Annotated in this window: 26 protein-coding genes and 1 riboswitch; of the genes, 16 read left to right on the forward strand and 10 right to left on the reverse strand. The window is 62.9% G+C overall.

Annotation, left to right across the window (positions count from 1 at the left end):
• Positions 1 to 70: 70 nt before the first annotated feature.
• The 4 genes from ACIN8IBEIGE_RS02075 (at position 71) to ACIN8IBEIGE_RS02090 (ending at position 3,810) form a co-directional block, all read left to right on the forward strand.
• Positions 71 to 724, forward strand: a complete 654-nt coding sequence (locus ACIN8IBEIGE_RS02075; protein WP_160013196.1) for a TetR/AcrR family transcriptional regulator — start codon at positions 71 to 73, stop codon at positions 722 to 724.
• On the forward strand, positions 721 to 2,373 hold the full coding sequence (locus ACIN8IBEIGE_RS02080; RefSeq protein WP_160013197.1) for an acyl-CoA dehydrogenase family protein: 1,653 nt from the start codon (positions 721 to 723) through the stop codon (positions 2,371 to 2,373). The genes ACIN8IBEIGE_RS02075 and ACIN8IBEIGE_RS02080 overlap by 4 nt, the downstream gene beginning before the upstream one ends.
• A gap of 9 nt (positions 2,374 to 2,382) precedes the next feature.
• Positions 2,383 to 2,838 carry a PaaI family thioesterase gene (locus ACIN8IBEIGE_RS02085; protein ID WP_160013198.1) on the forward strand — a complete coding sequence of 152 codons (456 nt, stop codon included), beginning with the start codon at positions 2,383 to 2,385 and terminating at the stop codon, positions 2,836 to 2,838.
• Positions 2,839 to 2,870: 32 nt separating this feature from the next.
• Positions 2,871 to 3,075: riboswitch (cobalamin riboswitch) on the forward strand.
• Between the two features lie 54 nt (positions 3,076 to 3,129).
• The gene (locus tag ACIN8IBEIGE_RS02090; protein WP_160013199.1) at positions 3,130 to 3,810 is read left to right on the forward strand and encodes an energy-coupling factor ABC transporter permease; all 681 of its coding nucleotides are present in this window, start codon (positions 3,130 to 3,132) and stop codon (positions 3,808 to 3,810) included.
• A gap of 4 nt (positions 3,811 to 3,814) precedes the next feature.
• Here the strand turns inward: ACIN8IBEIGE_RS02090 and ACIN8IBEIGE_RS02095 are convergent, their stop codons facing one another.
• Positions 3,815 to 4,555: a hypothetical protein gene (locus ACIN8IBEIGE_RS02095; protein WP_160013200.1), complete on the reverse strand. Its 741-nt coding sequence runs from the start codon at positions 4,553 to 4,555 to the stop codon at positions 3,815 to 3,817.
• A 106-nt stretch (positions 4,556 to 4,661) separates the two neighbouring features.
• Here ACIN8IBEIGE_RS02095 and ACIN8IBEIGE_RS02100 point away from each other — a divergent pair, with 106 nt between their 5' ends.
• Both ACIN8IBEIGE_RS02100 and amn read left to right on the forward strand, forming a co-directional pair.
• Positions 4,662 to 4,988: a DUF3703 domain-containing protein gene (locus tag ACIN8IBEIGE_RS02100; protein ID WP_160013201.1), complete on the forward strand. Its 327-nt coding sequence runs from the start codon at positions 4,662 to 4,664 to the stop codon at positions 4,986 to 4,988.
• A gap of 83 nt (positions 4,989 to 5,071) precedes the next feature.
• Positions 5,072 to 6,544, forward strand: coding sequence for an AMP nucleosidase (gene amn, locus ACIN8IBEIGE_RS02105; RefSeq protein WP_160013202.1), 1,473 nt, complete (start codon positions 5,072 to 5,074; stop codon positions 6,542 to 6,544).
• A gap of 77 nt (positions 6,545 to 6,621) precedes the next feature.
• Here the strand turns inward: amn and ACIN8IBEIGE_RS02110 are convergent, their stop codons facing one another.
• Positions 6,622 to 7,497, reverse strand: a complete 876-nt coding sequence (locus ACIN8IBEIGE_RS02110) for a LysR substrate-binding domain-containing protein (protein WP_160013203.1) — start codon at positions 7,495 to 7,497, stop codon at positions 6,622 to 6,624.
• 133 nt (positions 7,498 to 7,630) lie between these two features.
• Here ACIN8IBEIGE_RS02110 and ACIN8IBEIGE_RS02115 point away from each other — a divergent pair, with 133 nt between their 5' ends.
• The 5 genes from ACIN8IBEIGE_RS02115 (at position 7,631) to ACIN8IBEIGE_RS02135 (ending at position 14,056) form a co-directional block, all read left to right on the forward strand.
• A complete protein-coding gene (locus tag ACIN8IBEIGE_RS02115; RefSeq protein ID WP_160013204.1) occupies positions 7,631 to 8,683 on the forward strand; it encodes an agmatine/peptidylarginine deiminase in 1,053 nt (350 codons plus the stop codon).
• A 4-nt stretch (positions 8,684 to 8,687) separates the two neighbouring features.
• Positions 8,688 to 9,596 carry an N-carbamoylputrescine amidase gene (gene aguB / locus ACIN8IBEIGE_RS02120; RefSeq protein ID WP_160013205.1) on the forward strand — a complete coding sequence of 303 codons (909 nt, stop codon included), beginning with the start codon at positions 8,688 to 8,690 and terminating at the stop codon, positions 9,594 to 9,596.
• Between the two features lie 2 nt (positions 9,597 to 9,598).
• Positions 9,599 to 10,708 carry an extracellular solute-binding protein gene (locus ACIN8IBEIGE_RS02125; protein ID WP_160013206.1) on the forward strand — a complete coding sequence of 370 codons (1,110 nt, stop codon included), beginning with the start codon at positions 9,599 to 9,601 and terminating at the stop codon, positions 10,706 to 10,708.
• A gap of 264 nt (positions 10,709 to 10,972) precedes the next feature.
• Positions 10,973 to 12,097: an agmatine/peptidylarginine deiminase gene (locus tag ACIN8IBEIGE_RS02130; RefSeq protein WP_160013207.1), complete on the forward strand. Its 1,125-nt coding sequence runs from the start codon at positions 10,973 to 10,975 to the stop codon at positions 12,095 to 12,097.
• A 294-nt stretch (positions 12,098 to 12,391) separates the two neighbouring features.
• A complete protein-coding gene (locus ACIN8IBEIGE_RS02135) occupies positions 12,392 to 14,056 on the forward strand; it encodes an amidohydrolase (protein WP_160013208.1) in 1,665 nt (554 codons plus the stop codon).
• 49 nt (positions 14,057 to 14,105) lie between these two features.
• Here ACIN8IBEIGE_RS02135 and ACIN8IBEIGE_RS02140 read toward each other — a convergent pair whose 3' ends face one another.
• Positions 14,106 to 15,140 (reverse strand): NAD(P)-dependent alcohol dehydrogenase, encoded by a 1,035-nt coding sequence (locus ACIN8IBEIGE_RS02140; RefSeq protein WP_160013209.1) that lies wholly within the window; start codon positions 15,138 to 15,140, stop codon positions 14,106 to 14,108.
• A gap of 204 nt (positions 15,141 to 15,344) precedes the next feature.
• Here ACIN8IBEIGE_RS02140 and ACIN8IBEIGE_RS02145 point away from each other — a divergent pair, with 204 nt between their 5' ends.
• The gene (locus ACIN8IBEIGE_RS02145) at positions 15,345 to 15,914 is read left to right on the forward strand and encodes a pseudouridine synthase (RefSeq protein ID WP_178124381.1); all 570 of its coding nucleotides are present in this window, start codon (positions 15,345 to 15,347) and stop codon (positions 15,912 to 15,914) included.
• Here ACIN8IBEIGE_RS02145 and ACIN8IBEIGE_RS02150 read toward each other — a convergent pair whose 3' ends face one another.
• The 5 genes from ACIN8IBEIGE_RS02150 to ACIN8IBEIGE_RS02170 all read right to left on the reverse strand — a co-directional run bounded on the left by ACIN8IBEIGE_RS02150 (position 15,915) and on the right by ACIN8IBEIGE_RS02170 (position 19,060).
• Positions 15,915 to 16,307, reverse strand: coding sequence for a globin (locus ACIN8IBEIGE_RS02150; RefSeq protein WP_160013211.1), 393 nt, complete (start codon positions 16,305 to 16,307; stop codon positions 15,915 to 15,917). It lies immediately after the preceding gene.
• Positions 16,308 to 16,392: 85 nt separating this feature from the next.
• Complete coding sequence (locus ACIN8IBEIGE_RS02155) at positions 16,393 to 16,611, reverse strand: DUF2788 domain-containing protein (RefSeq protein WP_090381947.1); 219 nt, start codon at positions 16,609 to 16,611, stop codon at positions 16,393 to 16,395.
• Positions 16,612 to 16,750: 139 nt separating this feature from the next.
• Positions 16,751 to 17,230, reverse strand: coding sequence for an Lrp/AsnC family transcriptional regulator (locus ACIN8IBEIGE_RS02160; protein ID WP_090381951.1), 480 nt, complete (start codon positions 17,228 to 17,230; stop codon positions 16,751 to 16,753).
• Positions 17,231 to 17,660: 430 nt separating this feature from the next.
• Positions 17,661 to 18,521, reverse strand: a complete 861-nt coding sequence (locus ACIN8IBEIGE_RS02165) for a cation diffusion facilitator family transporter (protein ID WP_160016284.1) — start codon at positions 18,519 to 18,521, stop codon at positions 17,661 to 17,663.
• Positions 18,522 to 18,640: 119 nt separating this feature from the next.
• Positions 18,641 to 19,060, reverse strand: a complete 420-nt coding sequence (locus tag ACIN8IBEIGE_RS02170; RefSeq protein WP_160013212.1) for a polyribonucleotide nucleotidyltransferase — start codon at positions 19,058 to 19,060, stop codon at positions 18,641 to 18,643.
• 165 nt (positions 19,061 to 19,225) lie between these two features.
• Here ACIN8IBEIGE_RS02170 and hrpB point away from each other — a divergent pair, with 165 nt between their 5' ends.
• The gene (gene hrpB / locus ACIN8IBEIGE_RS02175) at positions 19,226 to 21,760 is read left to right on the forward strand and encodes an ATP-dependent helicase HrpB (protein WP_160013213.1); all 2,535 of its coding nucleotides are present in this window, start codon (positions 19,226 to 19,228) and stop codon (positions 21,758 to 21,760) included.
• 3 nt (positions 21,761 to 21,763) lie between these two features.
• On the opposite strand, the gene ACIN8IBEIGE_RS02180 is transcribed toward hrpB, so the two are convergent.
• Both ACIN8IBEIGE_RS02180 and ACIN8IBEIGE_RS02185 read right to left on the reverse strand, forming a co-directional pair.
• Entirely contained in the window at positions 21,764 to 22,507 is a 744-nt protein-coding gene (locus ACIN8IBEIGE_RS02180) for an ABC transporter substrate-binding protein (protein WP_160013214.1), read from the reverse strand.
• A 109-nt stretch (positions 22,508 to 22,616) separates the two neighbouring features.
• Positions 22,617 to 23,708 carry an endonuclease/exonuclease/phosphatase family protein gene (locus ACIN8IBEIGE_RS02185; protein WP_160013215.1) on the reverse strand — a complete coding sequence of 364 codons (1,092 nt, stop codon included), beginning with the start codon at positions 23,706 to 23,708 and terminating at the stop codon, positions 22,617 to 22,619.
• 101 nt (positions 23,709 to 23,809) lie between these two features.
• Between ACIN8IBEIGE_RS02185 and ACIN8IBEIGE_RS02190 the strand changes: the two genes are divergently transcribed.
• From ACIN8IBEIGE_RS02190 to ACIN8IBEIGE_RS02200, 3 genes are read left to right on the forward strand one after another with little or no spacing between them, the layout of a single operon-like run.
• On the forward strand, positions 23,810 to 24,049 hold the full coding sequence (locus ACIN8IBEIGE_RS02190; RefSeq protein WP_090381968.1) for a CDGSH iron-sulfur domain-containing protein: 240 nt from the start codon (positions 23,810 to 23,812) through the stop codon (positions 24,047 to 24,049).
• 36 nt (positions 24,050 to 24,085) lie between these two features.
• Complete coding sequence (locus tag ACIN8IBEIGE_RS02195) at positions 24,086 to 24,931, forward strand: SDR family oxidoreductase (protein ID WP_160013216.1); 846 nt, start codon at positions 24,086 to 24,088, stop codon at positions 24,929 to 24,931.
• A complete protein-coding gene (locus ACIN8IBEIGE_RS02200; RefSeq protein ID WP_160013217.1) occupies positions 24,931 to 25,677 on the forward strand; it encodes an ABC transporter substrate-binding protein in 747 nt (248 codons plus the stop codon). The genes ACIN8IBEIGE_RS02195 and ACIN8IBEIGE_RS02200 overlap by 1 nt, the downstream gene beginning before the upstream one ends.
• The last annotated feature ends 3 nt before the right edge of the window (positions 25,678 to 25,680 follow it).

A 25,680-nucleotide genomic window follows, 5' to 3' on the forward strand; every position in this document is an offset into this window, starting at 1 on the left:
CCCGGAATCGCCCTTTAGTCAAACTCTGAATCCTGATTCACTTGAGCAATAGTGAATCAGGATTCAGACCATGGCCTATCGCACCACTGCACTGCGTATCGACCGCGATCAGGCGCTGCGCGAACGGATCATCAGCGCTGCCTTGGCGCGGGTGGCCGAAGGCGGCTTTGCCGCGCTGACCATGCAGGCGCTGGCTGAGGATGTCGGCATTGCCACCGGCAGCCTGTACCGCCATGTGCAGAACAAGGGCGAACTGGCGGCGGAAGTGTTTGCCGTGGCCAGCCAGCGCGAGGTCGATGCTCTGGCCGCCATCGTACGTGGGGCGGGTAGCCCGGTGCAGCGTCTGGCTGCCGGGCTGGAGCGCTTTGCCGCGCGCGCCTGGGACAGCCGGCGGCTGGCCTTCGCCCTGATCGCCGAGCCGGTCGATGCGCAAGTCGATGAACAGCGCCTGCTCTACCGTGAAGCCTACGCCGAGCTGTTTGTCGAGCTGTTGCAGGAGGGCGTGGCCGCTGGTCAGTTCCACGTGCAGCTGATCAACCTGATTGCTGCCTGCCTGGTCGGCGCCATTGCCGAAGCCCTGGTCGGGCCGTTATCGCCGCCAGCACGTGCTGCCCGCGAAGCCGGTTATCCCGCCCCCAGCCTGGCTGAAGTCAGCCAGGCCCTGACCACCTTTTGTCTACGCGCCGTGGGCGCCAAATTGCCTGCAGAGGAGCCTCAGCCATGAATGCCAGCCAACACGCCGAAACCCATGAAGTGTTCAATCAGGTGCCGCCACTGGATGGCGCGAACCTGTACCGCGTTGACCTGCCGCTGCAGGAGTGGACCAAGCGTTTCGGCGGCGGCTGGGCCGAGCAGCGCTTGGATGTGTATGGCGGCCTGGCGGGCGGCGAGTTGATGGCCGCAGGCTTTCTCGCCAACGAAAACAAGCCGGTGTTCAAGAGCCATGACCGCTATGGCCATCGTGCCGATCTGGTGGAGTTTCACCCGGCCTATCACCAACTGATGAGTGCGGCCATTGAACACGGCCTGCCGTCCATGCCCTGGACCGATCCGCGCGCGGGCGCCCAGGTGGCGCGCGCCGCCATGAGCTACCTGCACAGCCAGGCCGAGGCCGGTAGCGGTTGCCCGCTGACCATGACCTTCGCCAGCGTGCCGGCGCTCAAGCTGCAGGCCGATGTGGCCGAGAAGTGGCTACCGAAAATCCTCTCGACTCAATACGACCCGCGCAATCTGCCGATTGAGCAGAAAACCGGTGCGACCATCGGCATGGCCATGACCGAGAAGCAGGGCGGCACCGACGTGCGTGCCAACACCACGCGCGCCTACCCGGTTGGCCTCGGTGGCCCGGGCCAGGCCTATGAGCTGGTCGGTCACAAGTGGTTCTGCTCGGCGCCGATGTGCGATGCCTTCCTGACCCTGGCGTATACCGACAAGGGGCTGACCTGCTTTCTGCTGCCGCGCCACCGCCCGGACGGCACGCGCAACGAGTTCTATATCCAGCGTCTGAAAAACAAGCTGGGCAACTGGTCGAACGCCTCCAGTGAAGTGGAGTTTCGCGGCGCGCTGGCCTGGATGGTTGGCGAGGAAGGCCGTGGTGTGCCGACCATTATCGAAATGGTCGCGCTGACCCGCTTCGACTGCATGATCGGCTCCAGCGCGCTGATGCGTCAGGCCCTGAGCCAGGCCGCGCACCACTGCGCGCATCGCCAGGTCGGTGGCCGGGTGCTCAGCGAGCAGCCGCTGATGCAGAACGTGCTGGCTGACCTGGCCCTGGAAAGCGAAGCGGCGCTGGCGCTGACCATGCGCATGGGCAAGGCGCTGGATAACCCGCACGATGAGCAGGAAGACAAGTTCGCTCGCCTGGTCACCGCCGTGGGTAAGTATTGGATCTGCAAACGCGCGCCGGCCATGATCAACGAGGCCGCCGAGTGCATGGGCGGTGCCGGGTATGTCGAGGACACCATCCTCCCAAGGCTGTACCGCGAAGCACCGGTCAACTCGACCTGGGAAGGTTCGGGCAACGTGCAGTGCCTGGACGTGCTGCGCGCGCTGTCTAAGGAGCCGGGCGTGCTTGATGCGCTGTTCCATGAGCTCGGCGACGGTCACGGCGATGCGCTGCTGAAAGCCCATATTGCGCAACTGCAGGTAGATTTCCGTGACACCGCCGATATCCAGTACCGCGCCCGTCAGCTCACCGAAGATGTGGCCCTGGCGCTGCAGGCCAAGCTGCTGCTGGAAGCGGGGAATGCCGAGGTTTCCGATGCCTTTATCGCCAGTCGTCTGGGTGGTCAGGGCGGGCGGGTCTACGGCACCCTGCCGCGTGGGGTGAATGTCGAAGCGCTGGTGGCGCGCAGTACGCCGCACCTGATCTGAGGCCTGAACATGCATGGCAGTCTGTTTGAACGGTTAAAGGTCTGGCTGACCGGCGATATTGCTGCGGATTACGGTATCTCCCAGCTGCAGGCCGCAGCCGGGGTGGCGAGCTTCAGCAGTCAGCCGCCGGCCGTGCACTTCAATCCGCTTGGCGGTGTGCATGGCGGCTATACCGCCACGCTGTTCGATGCGGCGTTGGGGTTGGCGGTGTATTCGCAGGCCAGTGCCGAGGAGGTCTACGTGACCGCCAGCCTGCAGGTGAATTACCTGCGCCCGATTGGCCTTGCGGCTTTGCCGCTACGTACCGAGGCCTGCGTGCAGCAGCGCGAAGGTCGAGAGGCCGCGGTGCAGGCCACGCTGCACGATGCTCATGGGCTGCTGTGCGCAACTGCCAATGGCGTCTTCACCTGCTTGCGTCATACGGCGTCAGGCGCTACCCAGTCCGTTGGTTTGCCTGCGCGGTAAACGTCGGGCTCTGTCATTTCTCGCGGCCGCCGGGTAAGGTGGCCGCCGATGGTTCCAGCCCGTGTGATGCGGCTGGATGAAAAGGGAACAGGGTGAAGCGCACGTCGCCAATGCCCTGGCTGCCCCCGCAACTGTAAACGGTGAGCGAAGCCCAGATGCCACTGACTGCAAGGTCGGGAAGGCGGGCGCAGTGTCAAGCCGTGAGCCAGGAGACCTGCCATCGAAGCCGGGCGTTTATGCCCATCCCCTCAATCCGGATCATCGCGCGGTGGGCGCGGTACAGGAATCTCTATGCACATCGAACCAGAAGTCGTTACTGGCGCCAAAATCTTCCTCAGCTATGCAACCGCCGCAGGTGCCTTTGGCCTTTGCGCCAAGCTTGCGCTCGACAGCGTGCGTGACAATGGCGGCGCTGCCGCCCTGGCATTACGCAGCGTGCTGACCACTGCTCTGGTGTTCTGCTTCTTTGAAGTATTTCCGCACCACGCGGTCGGGGTTTCCGAGGTGCATCTGATCCTCGGTTCGACCCTGCTGCTGCTGTTCGGCGCCGGTGCTACGGCTGTTGGTCTGGCGCTCGGCCTGCTCCTGCAGGGGCTGCTGTTCGCTCAGTTTGACCTGCCGCAATACGGCATGAACGTCACTACGCTGCTGGTGCCGCTGTGGGCTATCAGTGTGCTGGCCAAGCGCATTATCGCGCCGGGTACTGCCTATGTGGACCTTTCCTACAAGCAGGCGCTGGCGCTGTCGACGGCCTATCAGGGCGGCATCGTCGCCTGGGTCGGCTTCTGGGCGTTCTACGGCAACGGCTTCTCCGGCGAGAACCTGGCGGCCGTGGGCAGTTTTGGCCTGGCCTATATGAGCGTGATCCTGATCGAGCCGCTGGTCGATCTGGGTGTGTTGGCCGCTGCCAAGGCGCTGTCCGCGTATAGCCGTGGGCCGTTGTTCAACTCGCGCCTGCATCAACCGGCCTGATTGATTACTGGCGACGCTGCCAGATCAGCTTGCCGGTATTGCTCTCAGTGACCAGGTACTGGTCACTGAAGCGATAGTAGGCGGCGGGCTGATAGTCACTGCGGCCCTGCATCTGCACTTCCAACAGGCCGTTGTTACTCTGCCAGCGGCCGCTGTATTGCAGCTCGCCAGGGCTGTTGTAGTTCCAGTCGGCGCCACCTGCCACACTGCGTGTCCATTGTGAAACGCTGCCGTCGCCCTGCAGTTGCAAAATCATCTGAGTGGTCATAGAGGCGAAGTTGGCGCCGCCGCTGTTGATGATCTTCTCGTGTACCCAAGTACCGATCAGTGCCGGGTCGCGTGTGGCGCTGCTGCTTGGGCTACTTGCTTGAGCGGCTACTGCACTCAAGCTCTGCCGGTGGAACAGCGCCTTGCGTTCCAGGGTTGCCCCAGTCGTCGGGTTGCGTGCGGCAATATGGGCGTTAAGCATGCCATTGGCGTAAGTGGCATTCATATTGGCAATCAGCTGCCCGGACTGCGCTTCGCTGATCTGCGCGCTGAGCAACTGGCCGTCAAAGCTGCCACTGATCTGCAGGCGCAACCTGCCACCTTCCACATACTCCCCCGTGACCTGTTTGCCCTGGCTGCGCAGGTGCATTTCGGCTGGCTGGCCATCCAGCGTGGTCAGGTAATGGCCATCCAGGCTATCTGCCAGCAGAAAACTGGGTAACAGACAGAGCGCAAGGGTGAGCAGGGCGCGCGGCATGAGTGTTCCTTAGGCAATTGGCTGACAGAAGATTAGCAACGGATGCTTGACCTGGGGGCCGCCCCGCACTTGCAGACTGCGACGCAGCTTAAAAAGGAGCGTTGCCATGACCCGTGAACAAGCCTTCTGGCAGGAATACCAACTGGCCCGCGCTCTGCGCGGCACTGATCCTGCTGCCGAGCTGCGCCATCTGGAGCGGGCGCATATTCTCGGTCAGCGCTATTTCAGCGAACACCTGCGCAGCCATCTATGGATGTTCGCCTGGGCCTGGCGCCAGCGAGACTGGGCCGAGGGGCTGGCACAACTGTTGCGCATCCCCGGTAGCCTGGGGTCGCTGCTGGGGTTTTATCCCCTGGGTAATCCGGGCACCCGGCGCGTCGGCCCGCTGACCCCACAGGCTGTGCCCGTGGATCTGCAAGCGCTGCTCAAGTAGCCTGCGCGGATAACGTCGCGCTATCGCAAGCGCGGCGGATCAGGGCAAGATAGAGCCATTCCGATCAGCCAGGAAGGTGCCTTGTGAACCCTTGTTCCGATGATTTTATTGTCGCCAACACCGCTGAAGAAGCGGTGGATCGTCTGGCCGCCCTGCACCTGCAGGCGACCACGGGCTTGAGTCAGGCGCTCAAGCGCTATCTCAAGGAACGTATCAAGCCGGATGCCGAGGAGCAGTCGCGTTTTCGCTACCCGGAGCTGCGCCTGATCTACCTGTGCCAGGGCGAGGTGCCAACCACCGTGCGCGCCTATGCCAAGGTGCAGGTGCCCGGCACTTACAGCGTCACCGTGACCCACCCGGCGGCGTTTCGCAAATACCTGCTGGAGCAGCTGCGCCCGTTGATGAACGACTTCACCGTGCGCGTGGAAGTGGGTATCAGCCAGCAGAACATTCCTTATCCGTACGTGGTCGAGCAGGGCGATGAGCTGGCTGGCTCCGGGGTCACTGCCGCCGAATTGGCACGGGTGTTCCCCAGCACCGACCTGTCCGCCGCCACCGACGGCACCGCCGATGGTCTGTACGACTGGGAAAACACCGACCCACTGCCGCTGGCGCTGTTCGATGCGGCGCGGGTGGATTTCTCCCTGCGCCGCCTGGTGCACTACACCGGCAGCGACTGGCGGCATGTGCAGCCGTGGATTCTGCTGACCAACTACCACCGCTACGTCGACCAATTTATTCGCCATGGTCTGGACATGCTGGTGGGTGAGTCGCGCTTCACCCGCATGGTGCTGCCGGGCAACGTGGTGATCGAGCGCGGCATGGCCGAAGGCGAGATGCAGGCGATTATCGAGAACGTCATCTGGCACCGCTACCAGATGCCGGCCTATCACCTGCAGGCCGACGACGGCCATGGCATCACCCTGGTCAATATCGGCGTCGGCCCATCCAACGCCAAGAACATCACCGACCACCTGGCGGTGCTGCGCCCGCATTGCTGGCTGATGATCGGCCACTGCGGCGGCCTGCGTCAGTCGCAGACCATCGGCGACTACGTGCTGGCTCACGCCTATATGCGCCGTGACGGCATTCTCGACCGTGTGCTGCCGCCGCATATCCCGCTGCCGGCCCTGGCCGAGGTGCAGCAGGCGTTGCAGGAAGCGGCCAAGCTGGTGACCGGTGAAGAGGGCGATGAGCTGAAGAAGCGCCTGCGTACCGGCACTGTGCTGACCTACGACGACCGCAACTGGGAACTGCGCTGGGCCCAGGAGCGACCGCTGATCAACCTGTCGCGCGCCGTGGCGGTGGATATGGAAAGCGGCACCATCGCCGCCCAAGGTTATCGTCTGCGAGTGCCTTACGGCACGCTGCTGTGCGTCTCGGACAAACCGCTGCACAGCGAGATCAAACTGCCGGGCGCGGCCGGTGCCTTCTACGAACGCGCGGTCACCCAGCACCTGCATATCGGCATCACCGCGCTGGAACTGATGCGCAACCAGCTCAACTCGCTGCACTCGCGCAAGTTGCGCAGTTTTGATGAGCCGCCGTTCCGGTAGGTTGGGTTGAGGCGCGTAGCGTCGAAGCCCAACAGCTAGTGAGCGTTTCCTGTTGGGCTTCGCAGGCTCAACCCAACCTACGCTTTGCTTGCTGCGCTGCAGTTCAGGGCGTTTTCCAGCCAAGCGCAAAAGCTGCGTGTTAGCGGGTCGTTTTCGCTGTCGCGGTGCACCAACCAGGCCCAGTTGGGGCCACGCACTGTCTGTTCCGCCAGCGGTTGCAGTAGGCCGCTACGCCGAGCTTGGTTAGCCAGCAATTGGCTGACCAGGGCAATGCCCAGGCCTTGGCTGGCGGCATCCAGCAGCAGGCCTGGGTCGGAGAAGTTAAGTCCGTTGCTCTGCTGGCCTACATCCTGCCCGCCTTGTACTGCCCAGTGGCTCCAATCCATCTCCCGTTCGCCATGCAGGGTGCAGCGCTCGTCTGGTTGTTGTGCCAGCAGGCTGGGGTGGGCTGCTGGATAGAGGCGGTCTTCCAGCAGCACGCGAAAGCTGCACTCGGCCTGGGCGGTGAGGTCGTCACGCACGGCAATGTCGATGGTCTGAGTGGCCATGTCCGGCACCTCATCGCTGGTGAACAACCACAGGTCGATTGCCGGGTGCAGGCGATGAAATTCGCCCAGGCGCGGCACCAGCCAGTGGCGAGCGAAGGCTGGTGTGGTGTTGACCACCAGTTGGTTGGGCTTGCGGTACTGCTCCAGACGGCGGATGCCGACCGCGAGTTGCTGTAGCAGTGACTGGGTGGTGCTGAGCAGGTCATGTCCGGCATCGGTGAGCGCCACACTGCGCCCGCTCCTGAAAAACAACGGCTGTTCGAGAAAGCTTTCCAGGCTGCGAATCTGCTGGCTGATTGCCGACTGGGTGAGGTGCAGCTCCTCGGCGGCCCTGTGGAAGCTGCCCAGGCGGGCGGCGGCTTCGAAGCCGCGCAGGGCGTTTAGCGGGGGCCAGTGCTTGAGCATGATTGATAAGTCCTGCTAATCATATTTGTGCAAAATCTATCGTTAGTCGCAGCATTTTTACAGGTCTAGCATGCAAGTCATCACCGCATTCGCGGTTTTCAGTGATAACAAAGACTTAACTGAAGGCACTTGTATGCAGCATAACGCAGTCGCAGAAAACGCTTGGTTCATGCCCGCCGAATGGGTCCCGCACGCCGCCACCTGGATGGTCTGGCCGCACAACCAGGGGCTGTGGGAATCCGCTTGGGGCGTGACCCTGGCCGAGGTACAGGTCGACTTCGCCCGGGTGGCCAACGCCATTGCGCGCTTCGAGCCGGTAAAGATGGTGGTCGATCCGTCCGCGGCGCTGCGTGCTCGTACGCTGTGCGGGGCCAACATCGAGCTGATCGAACTGGCCGTCAACGACAGCTGGTGCCGCGACTCCGGGCCGAGCTTTGTCTGCCATCCGCAACTGGGGCTGGCCGGGGTTAGCTGGCGTTTCAACGCCTGGGGCGGCAAGTCCGAGCATGATCTGGACGAGGGCCTGGCCCGGCGCATTCTCAACGGCTTGGGGCTGGACTGCTTCGGCACGCCGCTCTCCAATGAAGGCGGTGCCATTCACGTCGATGGCGACGGCACCCTGATCACCACCGAATCGGTGCTGCTCAACCCCAACCGCAATCCGGGGATAAACAAGGCCGAGATGGAAGAGATCTTCGCCCGCCTGCTGGGCGTGAAGAAGACCATCTGGCTGCCGGGCGATCCGCAGTACGTCACCGGCGATATGACCGATGGCCATATCGATGGCGTGTGTGCCTTCGCCAAACCCGGCGCGCTGCTGGTGGACGCCACCCGCGACCAATCCTCGGTGTATGCCGAGGTGGTGCGTGAAAACCGCCGCGCCCTGGAGTTGGCCACCGACGCTCGTGGGCGCAAATTCGAGATGCTCGAGCTGTTCGAGGCCACCGATGCGGTGGACACCGAAGCCGAGGTGTTCTGCGCCTCCTACACCAACTTCTACATCTGTAACGGCGCGATCATCATGCCGGCCTACGGCATCGCCGCCGACGAGGAGGCCGCGGCAACCCTGCGCATGGCCTTCCCGGGCCGCGAAGTGGTACCGGTGCAGATCAACCAGCTGGCCCATGGCGGCGGCGGGGTGCATTGCATCACCCAGCAACAGCCGGCCTGGCCGTTGAAGGGGTGAGGGCATGAGCAAGCTGACCGTCGCCACCATCCAGTTCGCCTGCAGCTGGAACCTTGAGCAGAACCTCGACCAGGCCGAGCGCCTGGTGCGCGAGGCCGCTGCCAAGGGCGCGCAACTGATCCTCTTGCAGGAGCTGTTCGCCACCCCGTATTTCTGCATCGAACAGGATCATAAGCACCTGGCTCTGGCCGAGGAATACGGCCAGAGCCAGGTGCTCAAGCGCTTCGCCACGCTGGCCGGCGAGCTGGGCGTGGTCCTGCCGCTCTCCTGGTTCGAGAAGGCCGGCAACGCCTACTTCAACTCGCTGAGCGTGGCCGATGCCGATGGCCGTCTGCTCGGGGTCTATCGCAAGACCCATATCCCCAACGCCATCGGCTATCAGGAGAAGGAATACTTCAGCCCCGGTGACAGCGGCTTCCGCGTCTGGGACACCGCCTTTGGTCGCGTCGGCGTGGCCATCTGCTGGGATCAGTGGTTCCCCGAGACCGCGCGCTGCCTGGCCCTGCAAGGTGCCGAAGTGCTGCTGTTCCCCACCGCTATCGGCTCCGAGCCGGGGGCGCAAACGCTGGATTCGCGCGATCACTGGCAACTGACCCAGCGCGGCCATGCCGCCGCCAACATAATGCCGGTGATCGCCGCCAACCGCGTCGGCCACGAGGTGGCGACCGGCGACCCGGCGCTTTCGATGCGCTTCTACGGCTCGTCCTTTATCACCGACCACAAGGGCAAGTTGCTCGCCGAGGCCGACCGCGACAGCAGCGGCGTGCTGGTGCGCGAGCTGGATCTCGCGGCCATGCGCGAGGAACGCCTGACTTGGGGCATCTACCGCGATCGTCGCCCGGAAATGTACGGCCCGCTGCTGGGCCTGGACGGTCGACAAACCCACGTGCGCTGGAATCACCAAGGAGTCTGACGATGAAACCTGGTAACGCCTTACTGATCGGCTCGCTGAGCTTCGCCCTGGGCTGTGCCCAGGCCTGGGGTCAGGCCTGGGGTCAGGCCGAGGAAAAGACCCTGCGCCTGTACAACTGGGCCGACTATTTCGCCGCCGATACCCTGAGCAACTTCACCCAGGAAACCGGTATCCGGGTGATCTACGACGTCATGGAAGGCAGCGAGACGCTGGAAGCCAAGATGATGGCCGGGCGCAGCGGCTATGACTTGATCTTCCCGGGCGACACCGTGGCCGAGCGGCTGATGCGTGCCGGTGCATTGCAGAAGCTGGACACGTCCAAGCTCGAGCACCTGGATGACATCGAGCCGGGCCTGCGCAACCTGCAGACTCAGTACCCTTACTCGCGGCATGCCACGGTGCCTTACACCTGGGGTTCGATCGGCCTGACCTACAACACCCAGATGATCGAGCAGCGCATGCCTCAGGCTCCGGTCAATAGCCTGGACATGCTGTTCCAACCGGAGCTGGCCGCCAAGTTCGCCGACTGCGGCATCTCCATGATCGACTCGCCGGACGAAGTGCTGGCCGTGGTGCTCAACTACCTCGGACACGAGCCGCGCAGTGGCAAGGCAGAAGACCTGGCCGAGGCGCTGGCGCTGCTGAAAAGCATCAAGCCCTATATCCGCAAGTTCCAGTCGCAGCCGGTCACCCAGCTGGTCAATGGCGAAATCTGCCTGTCGCTCGGCTACAGCGGCGACATGACCCAGGCCCAGCGCACGGCGGATGAGGCAAAAGCGGGGCGGACCTTTGGCTACCGCATCCCGGTGCAGGGCAGCACCATCTGGATGGACACCATGGCCATCCCGGCCGATGCCCAGCACCCGGAATATGCCTACGCATTGATCAACTTCATCATGCGTCCGGAGAACATGGCGGCGATCAGCAATGCCACCGGTTATCCAACGTCCAGTGCCAAGGCCCGGCCGATGGTGGCCGAAGACATGCGCAACAACCCGGATATCTATGCCGATGAAGCCACCTACGCACGACTGATTCCTGGCAATGACATCCCGCAGCGCGACATGCGCGCACGTATGCGCACCTGGAGCACCTTCAAGACCGATCTCTAGGCCTCTCGCCCGGTTGTTTCCAACAGCACTCGTCAGCCCCAGCACTTGCCAACTGCCGCGCTCCCTGCGCGGTCAGGAGGGGGCTGGCTGGCGAAAAGGCGGGGCAGCAGGCGAGTACAAACAAAGGCCCGACCGCAGAGTAAGAGCAACGCGTTGCAACCGCCTGTGGCGGCCAGGAGCAGCACGCCAGGGAGGCTGTGGCCGGACGCTGCGAAGGGCGTTGACCGGCGGGTATCCATCATAAAAAAGAGAGGGTGCAGAACCATGTCTACACGTCGTGACTTCATCAAACAACTGACGGTCGCCGCAAGTCTGGGTGCCGTCGCTTCCATGGGCATCGGCCTGAGTGCGCCGAAGGTGCGGGCCGCGCTGGGCAACAGCTGGCACATGCCGGACGAGAACGAGCTGCAGGAGCGGATATTCCTGGCCTTCGCCGCCTCCACGGCGATCTGGGATGATTGGGCGACGCCGGTGAACAACTGCATCGCACTGTTGGCCAAGACCATTGCCAAGTACCAGCCGGTGACCGTGCTGTGCCGTGCCAATCAGCTGAGCCTGGCCAAGAGCAAGTGCGGCACCACGAACATCAAGTTCCTGACCATGCCGCTGGACGATATCTGGGTGCGCGACTACGGCGGCTGCTTCGTGGTCGACGGTCAGGGCGGGCGCGGTCTGGTCGACTTCAACTTCAACGGTTGGGGCGGCAAGCAGCGCGCGAGCAACGACACCCAGGTCGCCGACACCCTGAGCTACGAAACCTATGCCAGCTATATCGGCAGCCAGCTGACCGGCGAGGGCGGCGGCATCGAGGTGGATGGCCACGGCACGGCGATCATCACCGAGAGCTGCTGGGTCAACAATAATCGCAACCCGGGTATGAGCCGCGCGCAGATCGAGGCCGAGCTCAAGGCCAACCTAGGCCTGCGCAAGATCATCTGGCTGCCGGGGATCAAGGGCAAGGACATCACCGATGCCCACGTCGATTTCTACGCGCGCTTCGCTTCCAAGGGCGTGGTGATCGCCAACCTCGACAACGACCCCAAGTCCTACGACTACGCGGTGACTCGTACCCACCTGGAAATCCTCAAGAACGCCACCGATGCCGATGGCACCAAGCTGGTGGTGCACACCCTGCCGCCACCCCTGAAGAAACGCAGCAACGTCTACACCCGCAACAATCCGGACTTCGCCCCCGGTTATATCAACTACCTGCCGATCAACGGCGCGGTAATCGTGCCGCAGTTTGGCGACAGCGCTGCCGACAAGTTCGCCAAGGACCTGCTGGCCAAGCTGTATCCGGGGCGCGTGGTGGTGCAGGTGAATATCGACCCGATTGCCGGTGGCGGCGGTGGTATCCACTGCGTGACCAAGAACATGCCGGTGGTCTGAGTGTTTTCTCCATAAGGGGTTTTGCGTAGCCCCTATTTGGCTGTGTCGTGGTGGTGTGCAGGTGCTGCTTGCCGTCAGTGCCGACGGGTTTTCGCCGCGACATGGCTGTTTTTATTTCTGGGGTTATGGCGCTGAGCATACCGGAGGCCACGCTGCAGTTGGCGCTAGAGGCTGTTAGCCGATGTCGCCACGTTCAGTTATCCGCATTGCTGCATTCGCTGAGTGAGCGCTCCTTATCTGTTCTTTACTGAACATAAACGCCGCTGAACCGGCATCTTTAACAAGGTACTTTGCATGCGTGTAGCGTCATTCATTTTTGCTCTTTTACTGTTAGGCAGCAGCCTCGCCGTTGCTGCCGAGCCCGGTGCCACATTGCTGCATAACGGCAAGATCTACACCGTCAATGATGCGCAACCCTGGGCCAGTGCCCTGGTGATCGACGACGAGGGCAGCATTGTTGCTATCGGGGATGACGATGACGTCGCCGAGTATGTCGATGATCAAACCGAAGTTGTCGATCTCGAAGGGCGCCTGGTGCTGCCCGGATTCCAGGACACCCATGCCCATGTACTGGATGCCTCCTCTGACGCTCAGGGCGATTGCCAGGTTTCTCCGCAGGATGATGCCGCGCAATGGCTTGAAGAGCTCCAGGCATGCAACGAGAAGGATGATGGTGAGTGGTTATTGGGCTGGGGCTTTTCAGTGCACAGTTTGTTGGATGAAGAGCAAACCCCGCGTGAACTGTTGGACAGCATCATTACAGATCGGCCTGTGGCGATCATGGAAGAAACCTCGCACTCCTACTGGCTCAACTCCAAGGCACTCGAAATGGCCGGTATTGATGATGAGACCGAGAATCCGGAGGGTGGTGTGATTCTGCGTGATGAGGCTGGACATGCCACCGGCCTGTTGCTGGACAACGCCGGTGACCTGGCGCTGGACAAGGCTCTGCCGCCGTCCAGAGCATTGGCGGATATTTACTATCAGGCGGTGCTCGCCGGGCAGGATGAGCTGGCCAAGAACGGCATCACGTCGGTAGCCGATGCACGTGTGTTCTGGCGGCGCGGTCATATGGAAGCCTGGCGGCGTGCGGCGGAGAAAGACGAGTTGACCGCGCGCACCACGCTGGGTCTGTGGGCTTACCCGACACTGGATGACGAGGAGCAGTTGGCAGAGCTGAAAAGCCTGTATGACCCGGGTTCCGCCGACAGCCTGCTACGTGTCACGCAGATCAAGTTTTATGTCGATGGCATTATTCACAACACTACCGCACGCCTGCAGCAGGCCTATAACCAGAGTCTGCCGGGGGTTGAGCCAAAAGGCCTGTACTACTTCAGCCCGGGACGCCTCGAACGCTACAGCCGCGAACTGGCCAAAGCCGGTTTCGATATGCATGCCCATGCCATCGGCGACCAGGCTGTCAGCGATGCGTTGGACGCCATTGACGCCACTGGCGGCCAGGGCCGTCATCGGATTACTCACGTCGAACTTGTGGCTAAGCAGGACATTTCGCGCTTCAAGCAGCTGGGCGTCATCGCAGACTTTCAGCCGAGCCCATATTTCCAGCCCTCGTTTCTTAAGAGCAACGAGCCGATGATTGGCGATCGCGCCTACGCGATGCTGCCCATGCGTGAACTTTATGACACCGGTGCCCGAGTAACCCTCAGCTCTGACTGGGACGTAAATCCGGTTTCGCCATTAGGCATCATGCAGAACGCCCTGAGCTTAGGTGGGCGCAGTCTTCCTAGTTTGGAGGCGGCGGTGAAGGCCTACACCCTGGATGCGGCCTATACCCTGCGCCAAGAAAAGGACACCGGCTCGCTGGAAGTGGGTAAGCAAGCCGATCTCGTGGTGCTCGACCAGAACATCTTCGACTTGCCAATTAAGCAAGTCGGTCAGGCCAAGGTGCTTTGGACCTTGTTGGGTGGCGAAGAAACCTATCGCGATAAGAATTTTTGACCGCCTAGGGTTGTGCCCGCACTGCTCTCTGGTACGGGCACAACCACCATCAGCAACTGGCGTCCAGCACCACTCGGTAGCGCGCTTTACCTGCACGCAGATGATCGATGGCCTCGTTGACCTTGCTCATGGGAAAGTGCTCGACCTGCGGCAGGATCTGATGGCGCGCGCAGAACTCCAGCATGGTGGCCATGTTGCTGGGGGAGCCCACCGGCGAGCCAGACAGGCTCTTCTGCTTGGGGATCAGGTTGAACACATGCACCGGGATCGCGCTGGGCACGATGCCGACAAAGTGCAGCCGGCCTTTGCCCTTCAGCGTGCCGAGCATGGCGTTCCAGTCCAGGTCGGCGCTGGCGGTAACCAGGAGAAAATCCAGGCTGCCGGCAATGGCCTTGAGTGCCGCGCTGTCGGTCGATGCCACCACCTTGTGTGCGCCCAGGCGTTTGGCTTCTTCCTGTTTGCTCAAGGACGAGGTGAAGGCGGTGACTTCGCAGCCCCAGGCATTGAGGAAACCCAGCGCCAGGTGACCGAGGCCGCCGATGCCGACCACGCCGACCTTGTCGGTGGGTTTCACATCGAAATCCAGCAGCGGGCTGAACACCGTGGAGCCGGCGCAGAACAGCGGGCCGACCAGTGCTGGATCGAGGCCGTCCGGTAGCGGCACGGCCCAGGCCCAGTGGCTGCGCAAGCGGTCGGCGAAACCGCCGTTGCTGCCGACAATCGTCGGTTTTACTGTGCCGCACAGCTGGTGCGAGCCTTCCATGCACGAGCTGCAATGCATGCAGCTGCCCTTGTACCAGCCGATGCCTACCCGCTGGCCGAGCTTGAGGCCGCGGGCCTGCGGGCCGAGGCGCACTACGGTGCCGACCACCTCATGGCCGGGGATAAAGGGGTAGCGCGCATTGCCCCATTCGTTGTCGATCATCGACTGGTCGGAGTGACAGATGCCGCAGTATTCCACGGCGACTTCGACCTCTTCGGCGCCCAGCGGGCCGGGGTCATAACTATGCGGTTCGAGGGGGGCGCCGGGGGCTTTGGCAGCCCAGCCGGTGAAGGTGTCGACGATGGATTCGGACGAACTCATAACAATGGCCTCGGGGCGGGAAACACAACCTTGCCAGCATAGCCCGCTACACCGTTGCAGGCTGCGCCGATCACTCAGCCTGATAGTCCAACCTTGGCCTCGGTTACACTGGCCGCCTCGTAACCTGTTGCTGGATCACCTATGTCGCGTCCACCTCGCCCTGCATCCCCACGTTCGCACAGCGGCAAACCTGCCGTGCGCCGTGTGGCCAAGGCGCCACCCGCCGAGCCACGGTTGCTGTTGCTGAACAAGCCCTTCGACGTACTCACCCAGTTCAATGACGAGCAGGGCCGCGCCACCCTCAAAGATTTTGTCGATGTGCCTGGCGTCTATCCGGCTGGCCGGCTGGATCGTGACAGCGAAGGCCTGCTGTTGCTGACCAATGACGGCGGCCTGCAGGCGCGTATCGCCGACCCCAAGCACAAATTGGCGAAAACCTATTGGGTGCAGGTGGAGGGCGAACCGAACGAGGTGCAATTGCAGCAGCTGCGTGAGGGCGTGCAATTGAATGACGGCCCGACCTTGCCGGCCGAAGCGCGCTTACTGGATGAGCCGCAGTTGTGGGCGCGCAACCCGCCAGTACGCTTTCGCAAAAGCATCCCGACGGCCTGGCTGGAGCTGGTGATTCGTGAGGGGCGCAACCGTCAGGTGCGGCGTATGACGGCGGCGGTGGGACTGCCGACGCTGCGCCTGGTGCGCGTGCGTATCGGCCCGTTCAGTCTGGATGATTTGCAGCCGGGGCAGTGGCGCGAAGTGCCGGCCCGGCTGGGTTGATCAGTAGCCGGCTTTGATCACCGCGATGCCTTTATCCAGCACCTCATTCCAGGCGCTGCGGGTTTCGTTGCAGTACTGCTGGTCATGCTCGCCGATGGTCTGCAGCAGTGCTTGCTGCCACAGCACATACAGCTCAGGGCGAATGTCCATGGCGGCGCGGGAGTGGCTGCAGCCCAGGGCGCGTAGCTTGGTGTCAGGCATGCCGCGCGCATGCATCACCAGGTTGAGAATGCCCTGACGTAGCAGCAGCTTTTGCCCGTTCATCTCGGTATTGGCGAACTTCTCGCGCACCTCGGGTGAGCTGGCGAGGAAGTGCTGGTAGAAATTGTCGAAGAAATCAGGGCTGGCGCAGCAGCGGCCATAGCTCTGCATCACCCGGTCGGTGGGGGACATGAATACTCCTGGGGAACGGCGGAAAACCGCATTCTAGCGCGGTTGGATGCGGCTGGGCGTGCAGTAGTCGGCGCGGGCAGCTTTATCAGCCGTGGATGCCGCGACTTACTTCGATGATGTAGGTGATGATCGGCTTGGCCAGGAAGGCGAACAAGCACAGGCCCAGGCCGAGGAACAGGATCGCAGTACCCAGGCGGCCGGCTTTGGAGGTTTTTGCCAGGTCCCAGATGATGAAGAACATAAACACCATCAGCCCGCCGACCAGCGCGTACATCATCAGCGATTCGAACTGTTCGGTTTCCATTCGGGCCTCGTGAACCTGCAGGTGTTCGGCTGGGTGCCGACAATCGATGCGTAGGCGGACGCAGTGACGCTCGCCAGAGGGGCGCGATTATACGCGCCGGGGCTGGCCCTGCCAGTCGCGCATGACGAGGGTGCGGCGATCAGCCGCGCAGATGCTGCAACGGCAGCTGGGTGCTGGAGAGAATCTGCTGCAGTACGAAGCTGGAGCGCACGCTGGAAACGCCCTCGATACGGGTCAAGGTGCCCAGCAGCAGTTTCTGGTAGTGATCCATGTCCGGTACCACCACCTTGAGTTGGTAGTCCGCGTCCATCCCGGTGACCAGGCAGCATTCGAGCACTTGCGGGCATTTGCGGATTTCTTCCTGAAAATGCTCGAAACGCTCAGGGGTGTGCTTGTCCATGCCGATCAGCACGTAGGCGGTCAGCGTCAGGCCGAGCTGCTTGCGGTCGAGCAGGGCGACCTGGCCAAGGATATAGCCATCATCTTCCAGTTGTTTGACCCGCCGCGAGCAGGGCGAAGGCGACAGGCCGATGCGTTCGGCCAGCTCCTGGTTGGACAGGGTGGCGTCGCGCTGCAGTTCGGCGAGGATATTCAGGTCATAACGATCAAGTCTGTTCATCTTTGCCATGCTTTCGTTATTAGATTGTGCAGGATGATGCGCCTGTAGTGATTAATTGCGCAAGTGGCGGGTATTTCAGCAATGTTCGCAATCTTTCACTGCGTCGTCAGGCGTAAGCTTTACCTCAACTTCAAGGCCCGGACGACACGTCCAGCCGCTTCGCCCAATCAGGTGAGCGGTCGCCGCCGATCCCACCGGATCGTCACGGCACCCGGGTTCGCACTGCCCAACCAGGCAGGCGAAGAAAAGGCGTTACCATCGCCATAATGACGGACACAAAAAAGGGGAAGGCCTGCAGGCCTTCCCCTTTTTTGTGTCCGTGTTCCATTGGCTCGTATCAGGCGCCAACTCGTAGGTTGGCGTAGAGCGTAGCTAAGCCCGGCCGCTCATGGCATGCCTCGTTGGGCTTCGTCGCGATGCTCCTTACCCGCTAGCGCGCGTGCTTTACCACGCTGCTCGGGTCGGCATGCACCAGTACTTCGGCACGGGGGAACTCGCTGCGGATCGCCGCTTCAACCTGCTCGCACAGGCCGTGCGCATGCAACAGGCTCAGCTCACTTGGCAACTCCACATGCAGCTGGACGAACCAGTGGGTGCCAGAGAGGCGCGTGCGCAAGTCATGCACGCCCAGTACGCCGGGCACTGCGCAGGCCAGGCTGTGCATCTGCGCGCTGATCTGCGGGTCGAGCTCCTGATCCATCAGCACGGTCGCTGCTTCGCGGACAATGCTGATGGCGCTCCAGAAGATATACAGCGCAATGCCGATACCGAAGATGGCATCCAGTTGCGGCCAACCGTAACTGGCCAGCAGCAACGCCAGGAGGATGCTGCTGTTGAGCAGCAGGTCCGAGCGATAGTGCAGCGAGTCGGCGCGAATTGCGGTGGAGCCGGTCAGCTTGACCACATGGCTCTGGAACAGCAGCAGGGCAATGGTCACCGCCAGCGACAGCAGCATCACCGCGATGCCCAGGGCCGGTGCGCCAAGCGGTTGCGGATTGAGCAGGCGATCAATCGCGTGGCTACCCACCAGCACGGCGCTGGCGCCGATAAACAGCGCCTGGCCAAGGCCAGCCAGGGCCTCGGCCTTACCATGGCCGTAGCGGTGATCCTCATCGGCTGGGCGCAGGGCGTAGTGCACGGCAATCAGGTTGAGCAGTGAGGCGGCGCCATCGAGCAGCGAATCCGTCAGCCCCGCCAGCAGGCTGACCGAGCCGCTGAGCCACCAGGCAATCGCTTTAGCCAATGCCAGAATGAGCGCAGCCGACAACGCGGCGAAGGTCGCCAGGCGCATCAGGCGGGCGTGGTGGGGCAGTGTTTTCACGGGGTATCCGAATTAAGAACGTCGATATTGCCAAGGCTAGCGCGAAATATGAAAAAGCCCGCTGGGGTAGCGGGCTTCTTCGTTGCGGGTCAGGCTGCCGGACGCAGGCCGTAGGCCGCGAGTTGCTCGGCGCTGCCGCTGTGCTGGATCAGGCGCGGGTCATCCAGAGGCAGGCTATGGCCCGTCTGTACTTCGATCAGCGCCTTGAGCTTGAGCGGGTCGACCTTGCCGTCGGCATCCACCACATTCTGCAGGTCTTGCGGATCCACCTGTGAGGTCAGGCCGCCGGGCAGATAGATCGCACCACTGGCGAAGTCGATACCAAAGGCGATCAGCCCCGGGATTACATAAAACAGAATACCGATGGCGTTGAGCCCGGCGACCACTGGGTCGATACGGCCTTCGATCTGGCCGCGGCGATCCGGAAAGAACAGGGTGCCGCATGCGCTCAGTTGGGTGAGTAGGGTGGCGACGAGAAGGCCACCGATAACGCGGGTTTGGGTGCGCATTGAACATCTCCATGGAAAAGTGGCGCAACTATACCAATGCCTGTATTGCAATACCGCTGTTCAGGCGCTGCCAGTGCTATTTCGCGTAGCCATATCTGACAGGTCAGACAGCGCCAATGGCCCAGCGGTTCGCCGTTATAATCCTGCGCCTTGAATGGAGCCCGCATGAATTCCCTGCCAATCGATGTGCTGCTGCCTGAGCTGTGTCAGGCCCTTGCCCTGCGTGACGAAGCGGTGCTGGAAGCGCCGCCCGGTGCCGGCAAGACCACCCGTGTGCCGCTGGCGCTGCTGACCCAGCCCTGGCTGGCCGGGCAGACCATCATCATGCTTGAGCCGCGGCGGCTGGCGGCGCGGGCGGCGGCGGAGCGCCTGGCCAGCGAGCTGGGCGAGGCGGTGGGGGAAACCGTCGGTTATCGCATCCGCCTGGATAGCAAGGTCGGTCCGCGTACCCGTATCGAAGTGGTCACCGAAGGCATTCTGGCGCGGCGGCTGCAGGATGATCCGGCATTGGAAGGTGTCGGCCTGGTGATCTTCGATGAGTTCCACGAACGGAGTTTGGACGCTGACCTGGCGCTGGCGTTGACTCTCAATGGCCGGACGATGTTTCGCAGCGCCGACTCCGGCGAACAGCCACTGAAGGTGTTGCTGATGTCGGCGACCCTGGAAGGCGAGCGCCTGGCGGGGTTGCTCGGAAATGCCCCGGTTCTGCGCAGCGAAGGACGCATGTTCCCGGTGGATATCCGCTGGGGCGCGCCCTGGCAGGCGGGCGAGTGGCTTGAACCCAAGGTGCTGCAGTGTGTGTTACAGGCGCTGGCCGATGAGCCGGGCAGCCTGCTGGTGTTCCTACCGGGGCAGGCGGAGATTCGCCGGGTCAATGAGCAGCTGGCCGAATCCCTGGCCGGGCGTCGCGACATTCTACTCTGCCCGCTGCATGGCGAACTGGACCTCAGCGCCCAGCGCGCCGCCATCGAGCCCGCTCCAGCGGGCCTGCGCAAGGTGGTGCTGGCGACCAATATTGCCGAAACCAGCCTGACCATCGAGGGCGTGCGGGTGGTGATCGATGCCGGTCTGGCACGGGTGCCGCGCTTTGACCCGAACAGTGGAATGACCCGCCTGGATACTCAGCGTATTTCTCGCGCCTCGGCCACTCAGCGCAGCGGCCGCGCCGGGCGCTTGCAACCGGGCGTCTGCTATCGGCTGTGGTCGCAGGCGCAGCATGAGCAGTTGGCGGCCTACGGCACGGCGGAAATGCTCCAGGCCGACCTCGCCGGCCTGGCCTTGCAACTGGTGCGCTGGGGTGTGCAGCCGGCCGAGCTGGTCTGGCTCGATCCGCCACCTGCATCCACCTATGCCCAGGCTTTGGAACTGTTGGTGCGATTGGGCGCGGTGGATGCGCTGGGCAAACTGACCGCTCACGGTCAGGCCATGGCCGAACTGCCGACTCATCCGCGTATCGCCCACCTGCTGCTGCGTGGTCAGGAGCTGGGCTTGGGTGCACTCGCTTGCGATCTGGCAGCCTTGCTCGGCGAACGCGACATTCTGCGTGGCGCGGGGGCTGATCTGCACAGCCGGTTGGCCCTGCTGGCGGGTGAGTCACGCGGCGCGCGCGGCAGCCAGGGCGGGGTACAACGTGCCCGGCAACTGGCCCGGCAGTTTCAGGGTTATCTCAAGCGCCGACCCAGCCCGCAGGCCGTCAGTGATCCCGAACATCCGCGCTGGCTGGGCGCCTTGCTGGCGTTTGCCTACCCGGACCGGATCGCCCAGCAGCGGCGTGACGGCGGCGCGGAATACCGCCTGGCCAACGGACGGGCGGCGCTGTTTGCCGAGGTCGATGGTCTGATGAAACACCGCTGGCTGGTGGTGGCAGACTTGGGCAGTCGCCAGGGCCAGCGCGAAGAGCGCATCTATCTGGCCGCCGAACTGGAACCGCAGCTGTTCGAGGGTGTGCTGGCCGAGCAGCTCAGCACACTGGAGGTGCTGGATTGGGATGAGCGCGAAGGCGCCCTGCGCGCCGAACGCCAGCGCAAGGTCGGTGAGCTGGTGCTGTCACGCGAGGCGTTGATCGGGCTCGATGCACAGCAACGCAGCCGCGCCATGCTCGGCCTGGTACGGCGCAAGGGCCTGGCGCTGTTGCCCTGGACGCCGGAGTTACGCCAGTGGCAGGCGCGGGTGGCGTTGCTGCGCACGCTGGATCTGGCCAGCAAGGACGCCAGCGAATGGCCGGATGTCAGCGATGCCGCCTTGCTGGCGACTCTGGAAAGCTGGCTGCAGCCCTACCTGGATAACGTCACCCGGCTCAGTCACTTCGCCAATCTGGATTTGCCCAGCCTGCTGCTGAACCTGTTGCCCTGGCCGCTGCCGCAGCGCCTGGATGAGCTGGCGCCGCGTAGCGTGCAGGTGCCATCGGGTTCACGCGTCAGCCTGGATTACAGCGAACAGCCGCCGGTGTTGGCGGTGCGTCTGCAGGAGCTGTTCGGTCTGGCCGATACGCCGCGCATTGCCGGCGGTCGTCAGGTGGTCAAGCTGCACCTGCTGTCACCCGCTCGGCGCCCGGTGCAGGTGACGCAGGATTTGGCCAATTTCTGGCGCAGCACCTATGCCGAAGTGAAGAAGGACCTCAAGGGGCGCTATCCGAAGCACTACTGGCCGGATGATCCGCTGATCGCCGAACCCACCGCGCGGGCCAAACCGCGCAAGTAGGCCTCAGGGCAGGCGCAGGTCTTCGCCAGCAGCCTGCAGCTCGGCATAGGCACGATCCAGTGCATCGCGCAGTGCTTCGGCGCCGGGTGCTTTACTGGACACGATCAGCTTCAGTGGGATGCGCTGCAGCTCCACATACGGCAGTTCGTACATGCCCAGGCGTCTGCGTGCCTGCTCCACCGGGGTCTGGTAGTCGAGGAGAAAATCGCCGCGGCGACGCTGGAGCATTTCCAGGGCAGCGGTATGGGTGCCGGTACGGTGTTGCTCTACAGCCAGTTGCGGGTCGTTGAGCATTTCATTGATCGGCTGCCAGTAGGTGTAGCCGCTGATCATGATTACCCCACGGCCCTTGAGATCATCCGGCAGGCGAGGCATCAGGGTGTCGCGGCGGAAATACAGGTTGAGCACGATCTCGCCCAGCAGGGTATTGGTCTCCAGGGTGTGCTCGCGCAGTTCGATTTTGCCCGGTGCGCCTGGCCAGACCTGCACGCTGCCATCCTGCAGGGCGTTGTACAGTCGCGCGCTAGGGTAGGAGCGCAGCTGGGCGCGGTAGCCCGCATGATCCAGCAGGCGCTTGCTCAGTTGCAGTATGGCGCCCTTCGAGCGGCCTTGGCTGTCGGTGTAGGAATAGGGTGGGAATTCGTAATAACCCACCTGCACCAATGGTCGCTGATCATCGGCGGGAGCGGCGAGGCTGGTGCTGCAGTACAGGGCTGCAGCCAGCGCGAGGAGAAGGAGTCGTGGCATCAAATGGGTATGTACTGCGGCTATCTGCCGTCTTTTCGTTATAAAAATGTCACATTTGGCGAGCATGGCTAACTGCCGGCAGTTTTGTCCAGTGGCTCGCCGAAAAAGCTTAATCGGGCATCGGCAGCAGCAGACGGGCGAGCACCGGCAGGTGGTCGGAAATGCCCAGGCTATCGTGCTGGCGTACCTGGCTGTCGAGTAGCGTCAGCTGTGGGCTGTGGAACAGGTAGTCGAGGGTGCGATCCGGGCCACGCACTGCTGGATCGTTGGGGTAATGGGTATACCAGCGCGCCTGTTCGGCACCGTTGGCCTGCTCCAGACTGGGCACCATGGGGTAGCGTTCGGCCAGTTGCTGCAACTCGCTGTTGGGGCTGTACCAGCTGCGCTGGCCTGCAGGCAGGCGCTGGTACTGGCCGGGCGGTAGCAGATTGAAGTCACCGCCAATAACCCAGGGCGTGCCGTCGGCCTGGAGCTGATCGAGCAGGCTGCTGGTCATGGCCACCTGGCGTTGCATGGTGTCATTGCCTTGGGCGAAGGCATCCAGGTGGGTGTTGATGGCAACCAGCTCGCCGCCACCACGTACCGGCAGATGGCTGACCAGCAGGGCACGCTTGAGGTTGAACTGGCGGCTGATCGGGTCGGCGGGCATCAGCGGCAGTTGCAGGCGTTCGGCGCGGGATATCTGAAAACGGCTGAGGGTGCCCAGTTGCATGCCGACGCTGCCGAGAATCTGTGGGTGCGGCACCAATGCGGCCTTCCAGTAATAGGCCTGACTGCTGCACGGGTAGAGGTCGCTCAGACGCTCGTGCAGCAGCGCCAGCTGGTTCTGGTAGTCCGTGGCCTTGGCGCCGTTGTGCAACTCCTGCAGCAGCACGATATCGGGTTGTTCGTCACGCAGAATGCGCGCCACTTCATCCAGGGTAAACGCCAGGTCTTCTGCGCTGGGGCGTTGATCGGGGCCGCTGCCGTCTGCCAGGTCGTACCAGAAGACATAGCGCTTGCCGGCCAGGTATTGGATGTTCCAGGTCATCACTTTCAGTGCCTGACCCGGTTGCAGTTGCGGCGCATTGGTCTGGCAACTCACCGGGGCGGCTTCCCGGGCGGCTGGGTGCCAGGTCAGGCTGTAGATCAGCGCGGCCAGCACGCAGAGCAGGCTGGCGAGGATGAGCAGGGAGAGGCGTAGAAGTCGGGGCAGGGGCATAAACAGGCTCGCCAGCGGGTGGACTATGCTGAGGGAGCATACCGGAGAAGCGTGGCGATGCCGATGTTGCGGCGCCTTGCTCGGGTGCTCCAGGAGGTCATATGAATAGCCCAACGATTGCCCAGCGTAGCCCCTATGCGGTTGCGGTCACTGCCGGCAACGACTACTTCTGGTGCCGCTGCGGACTGAGCGCTGCGCAGCCTTTCTGCGACGGCAAGCATAAAGGCAGCGGTTTTACCCCACTGAAATACCACGCGGACGAGGACGCCACCCTGTACTTCTGTGGCTGCAAACACACGCAGACGCCGCCCTGTTGCGATGGTAGCCATAACAGGTTGTAGTAACGGCTTTAGCAGTAACTGGGTCGGAGACAGGTTATGTATCGCAAGGTGTTCGCCAACAAGGTGTTCGACCGCAAGGTTGTGGTGATTACGGGCGGCTGCGCCGGAATCGGCCGGGCGTTGGCCATGCGTTTGGCGCAGGCGGGCGCGCGCCTGGTGATCTTCGATCTGCAGCAGCAGGCGCTCGACAGCCTGGTGCAGCACCTGGCCGATCACCACAACGCCGAGGCCCTCGGCGTGCTCTGCGATGTGGCCGATGCCACAGCGGTGGAGCGGGCGATGGCGCTGACCGTCGAGCGTTTCGGTGGCATTGATGTGTTGGTCAACAACGCCGGCATTACCCACCGCAGCAGCTTTGCCGACACTGAGCTGGCAGTGTTCCAGCGGATCATGGCGGTCAACTATTTTGGCGCGCTGCACTGCACCAAGGCCGCACTGCCCAGCCTGATTGCCCGCAGTGGGCAGATCATCGTGCTCAGCTCGCTGTCAGGCTTCGCCCCGCTGCTTTACCGCAGCGCATACAACTCCAGCAAGCATGCCCTGCATGGGTTGTTTGAAACCCTGCGTTATGAGCTTAAAGGCTCCGGGGTCAATGTGATGCTGGTGTGTCCTGGCTTTACCGCCACCGATCTGCGCAAGAATGCCCTGGTTGGCGATGGTTCGGTGGCGGCGCAACCACCACTGGCGATGGGCAAAGTGGCCTCGCCGCAGGATGTTGCCGAGGCGATCTACCACGGTGCCTTGAAGCGTCGTCGGCTGCTGGTGCTGTCCAATGTCGACTGGCGCGCGCGGGTGCTGGCGCGATTCTTCCCACGGCTGTTCGAACGGGTGCTGTTGCCGCGTCTGTCCGGCTTGAAGCCGCAGCGTGCAGGACGTTCCTGATGCGTCGCGCATGGCTTGCTCTGCTGCTGTTGTTCGGCGCGCCGCTGCAGGCCGAGGAGCCGCCTGCGCTGTTGGTGATGACCGATATCTGGCCGCCTTTTCGTATACAGGAGGGCGATGGGGCGCTGAGCGGGTTGGATATCGACTTGCTTGATCAGCTCAGCCAGCGCACCGGGCTGCGCTTCGAGGTGCAGCGCGCACCTTGGGCGCGCGGTCTGGCGGCGCTGCAGAACGGCAAGGCCGACTTGATGACCGGGCTGGCGAAAACCCCTGAGCGGGAAGGCTATATCCATTACCTGCCGCAGCCGTACTACGCCTGTGCGCCGCGCTTTTATGCATTGCCGGCGCAGGCCAAGGCGCTGCAGAGCTATAGCCAGTTGGCCAGTCTGACGATTGGTCATGTGCTGGAGTCCGCGTACTTCGAGCCCTTTGATTCGGATCAGCAGCTGCGTAAAACCGCGGTCAACACAGAAAACCAGCTGCTGGAAATGCTGGTGCGCGGGCGTCTGCAAGCGGTGATCGGCACCGATTGCCAGGTCGACTATGAGTTGCGCGATGCGCGCTGGAATGGCCGTATCGTCAAGGCGGTGTTTCAACCCGAGGCGCGCACGGATTTGTATATCGGTTTCTCTCGCCAGCGCGCCTTGCAGGCAGAGTATCGGCAGGTGACCGAGGCCTTGGCGCAGATGCAGGCCGAAGGCTGGATCACCAAAGCGGCGCAGCGTTATCAGTCCATCGCGCCTTGAGCT

Origin of the sequence: Pseudomonas sp. 8BK, assembly GCF_902506475.1 — a bacterium.
GTDB lineage: Bacteria > Pseudomonadota > Gammaproteobacteria > Pseudomonadales > Pseudomonadaceae > Aquipseudomonas > Aquipseudomonas anguilliseptica.